This window comes from Thiomonas islandica, from assembly GCF_055383445.1.
In genome coordinates this window covers 945,944-959,076 of sequence record NZ_AP042391.1, presented here as the reverse complement: position 1 = coordinate 959,076, position 13,133 = coordinate 945,944, and the positions used below count along the sequence as shown (strand labels likewise).

The 13,133-nt window shown below is 62.9% G+C and carries 8 protein-coding genes and 1 tRNA gene; 1 reads left to right on the top strand and 8 read right to left on the bottom strand.

The window, feature by feature from the left end; translation table 11 throughout:
- Positions 1–169 precede the first annotated feature (169 nt).
- Positions 170–1,060, top strand: a complete 891-nt coding sequence (locus ACZ47F_RS04600; protein ID WP_464926116.1) for a DNA-primase RepB domain-containing protein — start codon at positions 170–172, stop codon at positions 1,058–1,060.
- A gap of 329 nt (positions 1,061–1,389) precedes the next feature.
- Here the strand turns inward: ACZ47F_RS04600 and ACZ47F_RS04595 are convergent.
- The 8 genes from ACZ47F_RS04595 to nusG form a co-directional block, all read right to left on the bottom strand.
- A tRNA-Met gene (locus ACZ47F_RS04595) sits at positions 1,390–1,466 on the bottom strand.
- Between the two features lie 77 nt (positions 1,467–1,543).
- Positions 1,544–5,761, bottom strand: coding sequence for a DNA-directed RNA polymerase subunit beta' (gene rpoC, locus ACZ47F_RS04590; RefSeq protein ID WP_464926115.1), 4,218 nt, complete (start codon positions 5,759–5,761; stop codon positions 1,544–1,546).
- A 57-nt stretch (positions 5,762–5,818) separates the two neighbouring features.
- Complete coding sequence (gene rpoB, locus ACZ47F_RS04585; protein WP_464926114.1) at positions 5,819–9,922, bottom strand: DNA-directed RNA polymerase subunit beta; 4,104 nt, start codon at positions 9,920–9,922, stop codon at positions 5,819–5,821.
- 154 nt (positions 9,923–10,076) lie between these two features.
- The gene (rplL, locus tag ACZ47F_RS04580; protein ID WP_464926113.1) at positions 10,077–10,454 is read right to left on the bottom strand and encodes a 50S ribosomal protein L7/L12; all 378 of its coding nucleotides are present in this window, start codon (positions 10,452–10,454) and stop codon (positions 10,077–10,079) included.
- Between the two features lie 53 nt (positions 10,455–10,507).
- Complete coding sequence (gene rplJ, locus ACZ47F_RS04575) at positions 10,508–11,008, bottom strand: 50S ribosomal protein L10 (RefSeq protein ID WP_464926112.1); 501 nt, start codon at positions 11,006–11,008, stop codon at positions 10,508–10,510.
- A 271-nt stretch (positions 11,009–11,279) separates the two neighbouring features.
- Complete coding sequence (rplA, locus tag ACZ47F_RS04570) at positions 11,280–11,990, bottom strand: 50S ribosomal protein L1 (RefSeq protein ID WP_464926111.1); 711 nt, start codon at positions 11,988–11,990, stop codon at positions 11,280–11,282.
- Positions 11,991–12,422, bottom strand: coding sequence for a 50S ribosomal protein L11 (rplK, locus tag ACZ47F_RS04565; protein ID WP_464926110.1), 432 nt, complete (start codon positions 12,420–12,422; stop codon positions 11,991–11,993).
- 138 nt (positions 12,423–12,560) lie between these two features.
- Positions 12,561–13,124 carry a transcription termination/antitermination protein NusG gene (nusG, locus tag ACZ47F_RS04560; protein WP_464926109.1) on the bottom strand — a complete coding sequence of 188 codons (564 nt, stop codon included), beginning with the start codon at positions 13,122–13,124 and terminating at the stop codon, positions 12,561–12,563.
- Between the last annotated feature and the right edge of the window lie 9 nt (positions 13,125–13,133).

The following is a 13,133-nucleotide window of genomic DNA, read 5'->3' as shown; positions in this document are numbered from 1 at the left end:
CTGATTCACAGCCGGGCAACAACAAACCGGCTTCCACCCCTGGCTCACAATTGCGTCGGCACGGTGGTTCAGAATTGCATCGGCGCCAACAAGATCGCCGCCAATGGCCTGTTATTCGTGTCGACAGGGGGGTACACCCGGCGAACGCATTTCCAGGGAGGTTCACGCCATGTCCCACCGGCTGGTTCAGGCGCAAAAGTTCGTCTCCACACTGTTGGCACATTGCCGCCAACTTGAATTCGCGGCGGGCTTTTACAACACCAACGGGAAGGTGCCGTTTGCGCCGCGACCCTTCGGACGCATACTCGGGTCGCTGGCCGACCTGGAATCGGCGTTGAAGTGGGCCGGCGCCATGAACACCGGCCCCGTGAAATTGCCACAGTATTGGCACGACGCGACTCCAACCGTGCAAACGAGGGCCAATATTTGGATCCGCCCAGCAGACTCCGAGCACAGATGGGGCTTTCTAGACGACCTGTCGCAGGCAGAGGCCACACGACTGGCCAGCAAGTTGCCGGCAGTGCTCGTGCAAACCTCGGCCGACCACAACTACCAGGCGTGGGTGTTGCTCGACACCGCGTTGTCTCCCGATCAACGGGTTGAGGTCAACAGGGATCTGGCCCGCCAGTATGGTGCCGACCCGTACGCCGTCTCTGAACCACGATGGGGTCGGATGGTCGGCTTTTGCCAGACGAAGCCAGGTAAGCCGCCAGCCTGGACCAATTTGACACGCGACACCACCGACGAGAACGCCCCGCTTCCTGTCAGTTCTTCTATCCCCCCAAGGGGGGGCGGTGTGCACTCACATTCCTCACGGCAGCTTTCTGTGCCGTCGCCCAAAGCGACGGCATGTGCCGTGTCGGCTGGCGGTGATGATGCCAGCCGACGTGAGTTTGCCTTTGCATGTCATCGCTTGCGGGCTGGATGGCCGCCAGAGCGAATCGTGGAGGCGATAGCGCAACACGCCCTATCGAGAGGCAAACGGGGGGACAGCGCAAGAGCGCGGGCCTATGCCAAGGGAACCGTTGAGAATGCGATGAGGGCCGTAGCCCGACAGTGACAACCGACAGCGCACATGCCGTCGCTTTGGGCGACGGCGAAGACAAAAAGGCAGAGCACGCCCCCCTGGGGGGAAAGAAACCCAAGAGCTTTGCTCGACGAACTTGTCTTGGTTTGCTTGAAATCCGCAGTTAGATCTCGCCGCCCATCAAAATAGAAGTTCACCATGATTACCTCATGGGCTTGTGGGACAGAGAAGGGACATACACGCAGTCCCAACGTGTCCCAGTTGGGACACTGTTGGGACACTGCGTCTTAAAAGCGTGGCTATGCACGGGTCGAAAAAGCAAAAAGCCCAGCTAAAAAGCTGGGCTAAGTGCTTGAATCTGTTGGTTGCGGGGACAGGATTTGAACCTGTGACCTTCGGGTTATGAGCCCGACGAGCTACCGAGCTGCTCCACCCCGCGTCGGAAGCAATCAATCATATTTGAAAATCGCAGTCCGCGCAAGCGACCTGGCATGGAAGTTGCCGGGTCGCTGCGCTTCATGCGTCCGGCGCGCTGTCGGACTCGGTCGAGTGCAGGGTACTGTCCTCGAGCGCCTGCAGTTCGGCTGCTGCCTGCGCGGCGCGGTCAGCCTGGTCCATCGCGTCCTTGGCTTTGCGTGCCTGGTGGAACGCCAAGCCAGTGCCCGCCGGGATCAAACGACCGACGATGACGTTTTCCTTCAGGCCGCGCAGGGCGTCACGCTTGCCCATGATGGCCGCTTCGGTCAGCACACGCGTAGTTTCCTGGAAGGACGCGGCGGAGATGAAGCTATCGGTGGACAGGCTGGCCTTGGTGATGCCCAGCAGCAGGTTGTTGAAGGTGGCGGGCATCTTGCCTTCGCGCAGGAGTTCGTCGTTGCGGGCCAGCACCTGTGAGCGCTCGACCTGTTCGCCAGCGATGTAGTCGCTGTCACCCGGATCTTTGATTTCCACCCGGCGCAGCATCTGGCGCACGATCACTTCGATGTGCTTGTCGTTGATCTTGACGCCCTGCAGACGGTAGACGTCCTGGACCTCGTCGACGATGTAGCGGGCCAGCGCTTCCACGCCGAGCAGCCGCAGGATATCCTGCGGCTCTGCGGGGCCGTCGACGATGAGTTCGCCCTTGTTGACGACCTGGCCTTCGTGCACCAGGATGTTTTTCTCCTTCGGGATGAGGAATTCGCTCGAGTTGCCGTCGAGGTCGGTGATGATCAGGCGCACCTTGCCCTTGGTTTCCTTGCCGAAGGACACGGTGCCGGTGGTTTCGGCCAGCATGCCGGCATCCTTGGGCGAGCGGGCCTCGAACAGTTCGGCCACACGCGGTAGACCGCCGGTGATGTCTCGGGTCTTCTGGCCTTCCATCGGGATGCGCGCGAGCACCTCTCCCGGGCCGACGTCCTGACCGTCGCGCACCTGGATCAGCGCGCCCACGGTAAAGCCAATGGTCACGGCATGATCTGTACCGGGAATCTTGACCTCATGCCCCTGCTCGTTGAGCAGCTTGACCTGCGGGCGCACCACCTTGGCGGAACCGCGACGCTTGGGGTCGATGACCACGAGGGTGGACAGGCCGGTGACCTCGTCGACCTGCTTGGCCACGGTCACGCCTTCTTCGACATTCTCGAATTTCACCCGCCCGGCATATTCGGTGATGATTGGCCGGGTCAGCGGATCCCAGTTGGCCACCAGGGTGCCGGCCTTGATGACCATGCCGTCCTTGACGAACAGGGTGGCACCGTACGGGACTTTGTGGCGTTCGCGCTCGCGGCCGTGGTCGTCGGTGACCAGCACTTCGCCCGAACGGGAGATGACCACCTGCTCGCCCTTGGTGTTGGTGACGTAGCGCATGGTGGCGGTGAATCGCACCGTGCCGGCGCTCTTGGCTTCCACGCTGGAGGCGACCGCCGCACGCGACGCGGCGCCACCGATGTGGAAGGTGCGCATGGTCAGCTGGGTGCCGGGCTCGCCGATGGACTGCGCGGCGATCACGCCAACCGCCTCGCCGTTGGTCACCAGGGTACCGCGGCCCAGGTCGCGGCCGTAGCACTTGGCACAGATGCCGTAGCGGGTTTCGCAGGTCAGCGCGGTGCGCACCTTGATTTCGTCGATGCCGGCGGCTTCGACCAGGTCGAGCGCATCCTCGTCGAGCATCTCGCCAGCGGGGACGATGACCTCCTGCGTTTCCGGGTTGACCACGTCCACCGCGGCCACTCGACCGAGCACGCGGTCGCGCAGCGATTCGATGACTTCACCGCCTTCGACCAGCGCACGCATATTGCTGCCGTTGGCCGTGCCGCAGTCGTGCTCGGTGACCACCAGATCCTGCGTCACATCCACAAGGCGGCGGGTCAGATAGCCGGAGTTGGCGGTCTTGAGCGCCGTGTCGGCCAGCCCCTTGCGCGCGCCGTGCGTGGAGATGAAGTACTGCAGCACGTTCAGCCCTTCGCGGAAGTTCGCGGTGATGGGCGTCTCGATGATCGAGCCGTCGGGCTTGGCCATGAGGCCGCGCATGCCGGCGAGCTGGCGGATCTGCGCCGCAGAACCGCGTGCGCCCGAGTCGGCCATCATGTAGATGGAGTTGAACGATTCCTGCCGCACCTCGTTGCCGTGCCGGTCCTTGACCGTCTGGTTGGACAGGTGGTTCATCAGCGCCTTACCGACTTCGTCACCGGCGCGACCCCAGATATCGACCACCTTGTTGTAGCGCTCGCCCTGCGTCACCAGGCCGGAGGCGTATTGCTGCTCGATCTCTTTGACCTCTTTTTCCGCACGCGAAATAACCTTGTACTTCTCCTCGGGGATCAGCATGTCGTCGATGCTGATCGAGATGCCGGCCTTGGTCGCCAGTGAGAAGCCCGCCTGCAGCAGCTTGTCGGCGAAGATCGCGGTTTCGCGCAGGCCGCAACGCCGGAACGAGGCATTGATCAGGCGGGAGATTTCTTTTTTCTTCAGCGCCTTGTTCATCAGGCTGAACGGCAGACCCTTGGGCAGGATTTCCGACAGCAGCGCACGGCCCACGGTAGTCTCGACCAGCGTGGTCTTGGGCGTGAGGCTTGCGGTGGCCTTGTCCTTCTCATACTCGGTCAGGCGCACGCTGATGCGGCTGGTGATTTCCACTTCCTTGGCGTCGAGCGCGCGCTGCACCTCGGCCACGTCGGCAAACACAATGCCCTCGCCCTTGCCGTTGATGCGCTCGCGCGTGGCGTAATACAGCCCGAGCACCATGTCCTGCGATGGCACGATCGACGGCTCGCCGTTGGCCGGAAACAGGATATTGTTCGACGCCAGCATCAGCGCGCGCGCCTCGATCTGCGCCTCGAGCGACAGCGGCACGTGCACCGCCATCTGGTCACCGTCGAAGTCGGCGTTGAACGCCGCGCACACCAGCGGATGCAGCTGAATGGCCTTGCCTTCGATCAGCAGCGGCTCGAACGCCTGGATGCCCAGGCGGTGCAGCGTTGGCGCGCGGTTGAGCAGCACCGGATGCTCGCGGATGACCTCTTCGAGAATGTCCCAGACGATCGGCGTCTGCGCCTCGACTTCCTTCTTGGCCGCCTTGATGGTGGTGGCCACGCCCATGGTTTCGAGTTTGTGGAAGATGAAGGGCTTGAACAGTTCGAGCGCCATCAGCTTGGGCAGGCCGCACTGATGCAGCTTGAGGGTCGGGCCCACGGTGATGACCGAGCGGCCCGAGTAGTCCACGCGCTTGCCGAGCAGATTCTGGCGGAAGCGCCCACTCTTGCCCTTGATCATGTCGGCCAGCGATTTAAGCGGACGCTTGTTCTGCCCGACCATCGCCTTGCCGCGGCGCCCGTTGTCGAGCAGCGAGTCCACGGCCTCCTGCAGCATGCGCTTTTCGTTGCGCACGATGATTTCCGGCGCCGAGAGCTCGAGCAGGCGGCGCAGGCGGTTGTTGCGGTTGATCACCCGGCGGTACAGGTCGTTGAGGTCCGAGGTGGCAAAGCGCCCACCGTCCAGGGGCACCAGCGGCCGCAGATCGGGCGGCAGCACCGGCAGCACGGTCATGATCATCCATTCAGGCTTGGTGCCCGAGTCCTTGAACGCCTGCAGCACCTTGAGCCGCTTGACGTTTTTTTTCACCTTGGTGTCCGAGCCGGTCATGTCGCCGCGCAGCTTCTCGATCTCCAGGTCAAGATCCATGTTGTGCAGCAGCGCATGGATACCCTCGGCACCCATCTGCGCGACGAATTCGTCGCCGAACTCGCTGCGCCTGGTGGCGTACTCTTCTTCGGAGAGCACCTGCCCGGCCTTTAGAGGGGTCATGCCCGGATCGACGACCACATAGGCTTCGAAATACAGCACCCGCTCGATGTCGCGCAGTGCCATGTCGAGCACGATGCCCAGGCGGGACGGCAGGCTCTTGAGGAACCAGATGTGCGCCACCGGGCTGGCCATCTCGATGTGCCCCATGCGCTCGCGGCGCACCTTGCTCTGCGTGACTTCGACCCCGCATTTCTCGCAGATCACGCCGCGATGCTTCAGGCGCTTGTATTTGCCGCACAGGCACTCGTAGTCCTTGATCGGGCCGAAAATCTTGGCGCAGAACAGGCCGTCGCGCTCAGGCTTGAACGTGCGGTAGTTGATAGTCTCGGGTTTTTTCACCTCACCGAACGACCAGGAACGGATCTTTTCCGGCGACGCCAGGCCGATGCGGATGGCGTCGAAATGCTCATCCTGGTGAAACTGCTTGAACAGGTCGAGTAGCGCTTTCATGCTTTCACTCCTTCAGTTGCCCGCCGGGTGCGCCCAGGGCGCCCGGCACGGCATCGATCAATTGCGTTCGAGTTCGATGTCCAGACCCAGGGAACGGATTTCCTTGATCAGCACGTTGAACGACTCGGGCATCCCGGCCTCGATGATGTGGTCGCCCTTGACGATGTTCTCGTACATCTTGGTGCGCCCCTGGGTGTCATCGGACTTGACGGTGAGCATTTCTTGCAGCACGTAAGACGCACCATAGGCCTCGAGCGCCCAGACTTCCATCTCGCCAAAGCGCTGGCCACCGAACTGCGCCTTACCACCCAGCGGTTGCTGGGTGACCAGCGAGTACGGGCCGGTGGAACGGGCGTGCATCTTGTCGTCGACCAGGTGGTGCAGCTTGAGCATGTGCATGATGCCCACGGTCACCGGACGCTCGAACGCTTCGCCGGTGCGGCCGTCGATGAGCGTGACCTGTTTTTTCGATGCAGTGAGTTGCAGTTTCTGCGCGATGTCGTCCGGGTAGGCCAGATCGAGCATCTGGCCGATCTCGGCCTCGCTGGCGCCGTCGAATACCGGGCTGGCAATCGGCAGGCCGGCCTTGAGATTATTGGCCAGCTCCAGGATCTCGGCGTCGCTGAGCGCGTCGAGCTTCTCCTGCTTGCCGCTGAAGTTGTACAGCGTGCCCAGAAACTTGCGCAGCTCAGCCGCCTTGGCATGCGCCTGCAGCATGTCGTCGATACGCTTGCCGATGCCCACCGAAGCCCAGCCGAGGTGAGTTTCGAGAATCTGCCCGATATTCATCCGCGAGGGCACGCCCAACGGATTGAGCACGATGTCCACCGGGGTGCCGTCGGGCATGTGCGGCATGTCCTCGACCGGAACGATTTTGGACACCACACCCTTGTTGCCGTGGCGGCCGGCCATCTTGTCACCGGGCTGCAGCCGGCGCTTGACCGCCAGGTAGACCTTGACCATCTTGAGCACACCGGTGGGCAGTTCGTCGCCCTGCGTGAGCTTGCGGCGCTTTTCCTCGAACATCAGGTCGAAGGCGTGGCGGCGCTTTTCCAGTGAGTCCTTGAGCTGTTCCATCTGCTGCGCCAACGCCTCGTCGGCCGGACGGATGTCGAACCAGTGATAGCGTTCGATCTCGTTCAGATAGTCGGCGGTGATGGTCGCGCCCTTGGCCAGCTTGTTCGGGCCACCGTTGGCGGTCTTGCCGGTGAGCAGCTTGGCCAGACGATCGAAGGTGTCAGCCTCGACGATGCGCATCTGGTCGCTCAGGTCCAGGCGGTAGCGCTTGAGTTCGTCGTCGATGATCTGCTGCGCCCGTTTGTCGCGCGGGATGCCTTCACGGGTGAAGACCTGCACGTCGATCACGGTGCCGTACATGCCCGAGGGCACGCGCAGCGAGGTGTCCTTTACGTCGGAGGCCTTCTCGCCGAAGATCGCGCGCAGCAGCTTCTCTTCCGGCGTGAGCTGGGTTTCGCCCTTGGGCGTGACCTTGCCGACCAGCACGTCGCCCGCCTCGACCTCGGCGCCGACATAGATGATGCCCGACTCGTCCAGCCGCGCGAGCTGGTGTTCGGACAGATTGGGAATGTCGCGGGTGATTTCTTCTGCGCCCAGCTTGGTGTCGCGGGCCGGCACACTCAGCTCCTCGATGTGGATCGAGGTGAAGCGGTCTTCGGCCACCACGCGCTCGGACAACAGGATGGAGTCTTCATAGTTGTAGCCGTTCCACGGCATGAAGGCCACCAGCATATTCTGTCCCAGCGCCAGCTCGCCCAGATCGGTGGAGGCACCGTCGGCGATGACGTCACCCTTGGCCAGCCGGTCGCCACGCTTGACCAGCGGACGCTGGTGGATGTTGGTGTTCTGGTTGGAGCGTTGGTACTTGATGAGGTTGTAGATGTCCACCCCGACCTCACCGGCCTGGGTTTCATCGTCATTGACCCGCACCACGATGCGGGCGCTGTCGACATAATCGACCACACCACCGCGCAGCGCGGTGACCACGGTGCCCGAGTCGACCGCGGTCACACGCTCGACCCCGGTGCCGACCAGCGGCTTTTCCGGGCGCAGCACCGGCACCGCCTGGCGCTGCATGTTCGCGCCCATCAGCGCGCGGTTGGCGTCGTCGTGCTCGAGGAAGGGCACGAGCGAGGCGGCCACCGAGACGATCTGGCTGGGTGAGACGTCCATGTACTGTACGCGCTCGGGCGAGACCATGATGGACTCGCCCGCCGCACGCGCCGACACCAGCTCGTCGTTGAGCATCCCGTTTTCGTCCATGCCGGCATTGGCCTGCGCGATGACGAACTTGCCTTCCTCGATCGCCGACAGGTAGTCGATCTGGTCAGTCACCTTGCGGTCGATCACGCGGCGATACGGCGTCTCGATGAAGCCGTATTCATTGAGCCGTGCGAACAGCGCAAGCGAGTTGATCAGGCCGATGTTCGGCCCTTCCGGCGTTTCGATCGGGCAGACGCGGCCGTAGTGGGTGGGATGCACGTCGCGCACCTCGAAGCCGGCGCGCTCGCGGGTCAGACCGCCGGGACCGAGCGCCGACACCCGCCGTTTGTGCGTGATTTCCGACAGCGGGTTGGTCTGATCCATGAACTGCGACAGCTGGCTCGAGCCGAAAAACTCCTTGATCGCCGCGGAAATGGGCTTGGAGTTGATGAAGTCGTGCGGCATCAGATTTTCGGTCTCGGCCTGGCCCAGGCGCTCCTTGACCGCGCGCTCGATCCGCGCCAGCCCCGCACGGAACTGGTTTTCCGCCAGTTCGCCGACGCAGCGAACGCGGCGGTTGCCCAGGTGATCGATGTCATCGACCTCGCCGCGGCCATTGCGCAGATCGACCAGGGTCTTGATCACCGCCATGATGTCCTCGTGCGACAGCACCATGTCGCCCTCGACCTCCTCGCGGCCGAGGCGGCGGTTGAACTTCATGCGACCTACGCGTGACAGGTCGTAGGCATCGGGGTCGAAGAACAGGCGGTTGAACAGCGCCTCGACCGCATCCTCGGTCGGCGGCTCGCCGGGGCGCATCATGCGGTAGATCGCCACCTTCGCGGCGAGCTGGTCGGCCACTTCGTCGATGCGCAGGGTTTGCGAGATGAACGCACCCTGATCGAGGTCGTTGACATAGAGGGTCTGGATCTGCTGGATGCCGGCTTCGCGGATTTTTTTCAGCAGCGGCTCGGTCAGCTCGTCGTTGGCCCTGGCGACAATCTCGCCGGTATCCGGCGACACCAGGTTCTTCGCCAGCACCTTGCCGATGAGAAAGTCCTCGGGAACCGACAGGCGCTGCGTGCCGCTTTGCTCGAGCTCGCGCAAGTGGCGGCTGTTGATGCGCTTGTCCTTGGCAACCACCACTTTGCCGTTCTTGTCGACGATGTCAAAGCGTGCGACCTCGCCCTTGAAGTGATCCGGCACGAATTCGAGCAGCGCGCCGTCGTCCATCAGCTGCATGTGGTCGAAGGCGAAGAAATGCGCGAGGATCTGCTCGGGATTCAGTCCAAGGGCCTTGAGCAGAATGGTCACCGGCATCTTGCGGCGACGGTCGACACGGAAATACAGGATGTCCTTGGCGTCGAATTCAAAGTCCAGCCACGAGCCGCGGTAAGGAATGATGCGCGCGGAGAACAGCAGCTTGCCCGAGCTGTGGGTCTTGCCCTTGTCGTGCTCGAAGAACACGCCGGGCGAGCGGTGCAGCTGGCTGACGATCACCCGTTCTGTGCCGTTGATGATGAACGAGCCCTTGTCGGTCATGAGCGGAATCTCGCCCATGTAGACCTCCTGCTCCTTCACTTCCTTGACCGTGGGCTTGGCCGCCTCGCGGTCCATGACGATTAGCCGCACCTTGGCGCGCAACGCGCTGGCATAGGTCAGCCCGCGCTGCTGGCACTCGCGCACGTCGAACACCGGCTTGGCCAAGGTGTAGCCGTGGTATTCCATGCGCACGTTCTGGTTGTGCGACACGATGGGGAAAATGGCGCGAAACGCCGCCTCCAGACCTTCGTCCTTGCGTTGCGCGGGCGGGAGATCTTTCTGCAGAAAGGCCTCGTAAGAGTTGATCTGCGTAGCCAGCAGATAGGGAACATCCAGGACGCTCTGGCGGCTGCCAAAACTCTTCCGAATGCGCTTTTTCTCAGTGAACGAGTAGGACATGGATACGCTCCGCTCCACAGGGACAAAATCAGTTGTCGCATGGCCCGGGAATCACCCAGACCATGGGGCAACCGCTCTGCCGGCACGAACCGGCAGAAAGCGCGAAAGCCCGGAAAGCCGATTCGACTTTCCGGGCCCGCGCAACGCCAGGGGCTTACTTGATTTCGGCCTTGGCGCCAGCTTCCTCGAGCTTCTTCTTGGCGGCTTCGGCGTCCGCCTTGGCAATGCCTTCCTTGACCGCCTTGGGCGCGCCATCGACCAGGTCCTTGGCCTCCTTCAGGCCCAGGCCGGTGAGCTCGCGCACCGCCTTGATCACGCTGACCTTGTTGGCACCGGCTTCGAGCAGCATTACGGTGAATTCGGTCTGCTCCTCGGCCGGAGCGGCTGCGGCACCGCCCGCGCCCGGGGCAGCCACGGCCATCGCCGCGGCGGACACGCCGAATTTTTCTTCGAACGCCTTGACCAGGTCGTTGAGTTCCATGACGGTCATGTTGCCGACCGCATCGAGAATGTCTTGTTGAGAAATCGCCATGTGTTGACTCCGAGAGAATGGTTTGGATGAAAGGGGGGGAGGCTGCAGCCCGGTTAGGCCGCGGCTTGCTCTTCGCGTTTTTTCGCCAGTTGACCCAGTGCCACGGCAAAGCCGGACACCGGCGCCTTCATGACCCCCAGCAGACGCGCCAGCAGCACGTCGCGCGGCGGGATGCTGGCGAGGTCTTTGACGCCAGCAGGATCGAGTGGCTTGCCGTTGACCATGCCGGAGCGGATCACCAGCTTGTCGTTGGTCTTGGCAAAGTCGTGGATGACCCGCGCCGCGGCCACGGCATCTTCGGAAAATCCGTAGATCAGCGGCCCGGTCATGTCTGCGGCAATCGGCTCGCACGGCGTGCCCTTGACGGCGCGTCGCGCCAGGGTGTTCTTGAACACCCGCAGGTGCACCCCGTTTTCGCGAGCCTGCTTGCGCAGCTTGGTCATCTGCTCGACTGCAATGCCGCGGTACTCGGCCAGCACCAAGGACTGGGCCTTGGCCGCCAGCGCCGAGATTTCCTCGACTGAGGCTTGCTTTTCAGAGCGGTTGAGACTCAAGATTGACTCCTGAAGAAATTGCCTTGCACCGGTTGGTGCAGGGCGCCTGTACAAGCGTCCTCTGGAGTGACCACGGGCCGGGTTCGCACCTTGCCCATTCTCTCGTCCAGCGGGTTCGCCATCTGCGCAGGCCTGGCTCCGCATGCGGATGCCGAATTAAGCGGGGCGAGCGCCTCGCGCCTGCGGTCTTGGATCGCCCGGGGCGACGCAAGCATCGCCCCGGCCCACCAATTCCTGTCCGCCGTGGCTTGCGCCTTGGCGGGTTCAAACATCACTGCCCAGCCACCGCCGCATTCACCGTGGCGGTATCGACGCGCACGCCCACGCCCATGGTTGACGACAGCGCCACCTTTTTCAAATAGACCCCTTTGGCCGCCTGCGGACGCGCCTTTTGCAGCGCGTCGATCAGTGCGGTGAGATTGCTGCGCAGGGCATCGGCACCGAACGAGGCTCGGCCGATCGTGCCGTGCACGATACCCGCCTTGTCCGCACGGAACTGCACCTGGCCGGCTTTGGCGTTCTTCACCGCGGTAGCCACATCGGGAGTGACCGTGCCGACCTTGGGGTTGGGCATCAGGCCGCGCGGGCCGAGAATCTGACCCAGGGTACCAACCACGCGCATCGCGTCGGGGGAGGCGATGACCACATCAAAATTGAGATTGCCGGCCTTGATCTGCTCGGCCAGGTCGTCGAAGCCGACGATATCGGCGCCGGCGGCCTTGGCCTCCTCGGCCTTGGCGCCCTGCGCGAACACCGCCACGCGCTTGACCTTGCCAGTCCCGGCAGGCAGCACCACCGAGCCGCGCACGACCTGGTCGGACTTGCGGGTATCCACACCCAGGCTCACGGCCACATCGATCGACTCGTCGAATTTGGCCACCGCGCATTCCTTGACCAAGGCCAGCGCATCATCGAGCGCGTAGAGCTTGTTGGAATCGACCTTGGCGCGCAAGGCTGCATAACGTTTGGACATCTTGGCCATTTACACGCCCTCCACGGTCACGCCCATCGAGCGGGCCGTCCCCGCGATGGTGCGAACCGCCGCGTCCAGATCGGCGGCGGTCAGGTCCTTCATCTTGGTGTTGGCGATCTCCTCGAGCTGCGCGCGGGTGATCTTGCCCACCTTGTCGGTCAGCGGCTTGGCCGAACCCTTTTCGAGCTTGAGCGCCTTCTTGATCAGTACACCGGCCGGCGGGGTCTTGATGACGAAGGTGAACGACTTGTCCGCGTAGGCGGTGATCACCACCGGCAGCGCCAGACCGGGCTCGACACCCTGGGTCTGCGCGTTGAACGCCTTGCAGAACTCCATGATGTTGAGGCCGCGCTGACCGAGTGCCGGGCCGATCGGCGGCGAAGGATTGGCTTTACCAGCCGGGACTTGCAGCTTGATAAAGCCGACGATTTTCTTTGCCATATGGACTCCAGATGGGTGCGAGCGCCTGGTTCACAGGCTCCCCGGAATCCGCCCTTCGATGAAGCGCTGCGACCCGGGCGGGTCTGGACGCAGCGCATGGCGCCGAGACAGCGTCCCGGCGTCGTACCGCAGGTCGGGCTACAAGCGCTCGACTTGCTGAAACTCCAGCTCCACCGGCGTGGCGCGACCGAAAATGGTGACCGAGACGCGCAGGCGGGATTTTTCGTAGTTCACCTCTTCGACATTGCCATTGAAGTCGGTGAACGGGCCTTCCTTGATGCGCACCATCTCGCCGACCTCGAACTGCACCTTGGGCCGTGGTTTTTCTGCACCCTCCTGCATCTGGCTCATGATTTTGTTGACATCGGCCTCGCTGATCGGCACCGGGCGGTTCTTCGCTCCGCCGACGAAACCGGTCACCTTGCTGGTGTGCTTGACCAGATGCCAGGTGGCGTCATCCATCTCCATTTCCACCAGCACATAGCCGGGGAAAAAGCGACGCTCGGTGATGCTCTTGTGGCCGTTCTTGATCTCGACCACTTCCTCGGTCGGCACCAGGATGCGACCAAACTTAGACTGCATGCCAGAGCGCTCGATGCGCTCCATCAGATTGCGCTGCACCGCTTTTTCCATGCCCGAGTAGGCATGGACGACATACCACTGCTTGCCGGGCTGAGCGGTTTTGGACTGCGTCTGTGCCATTGTCATGCT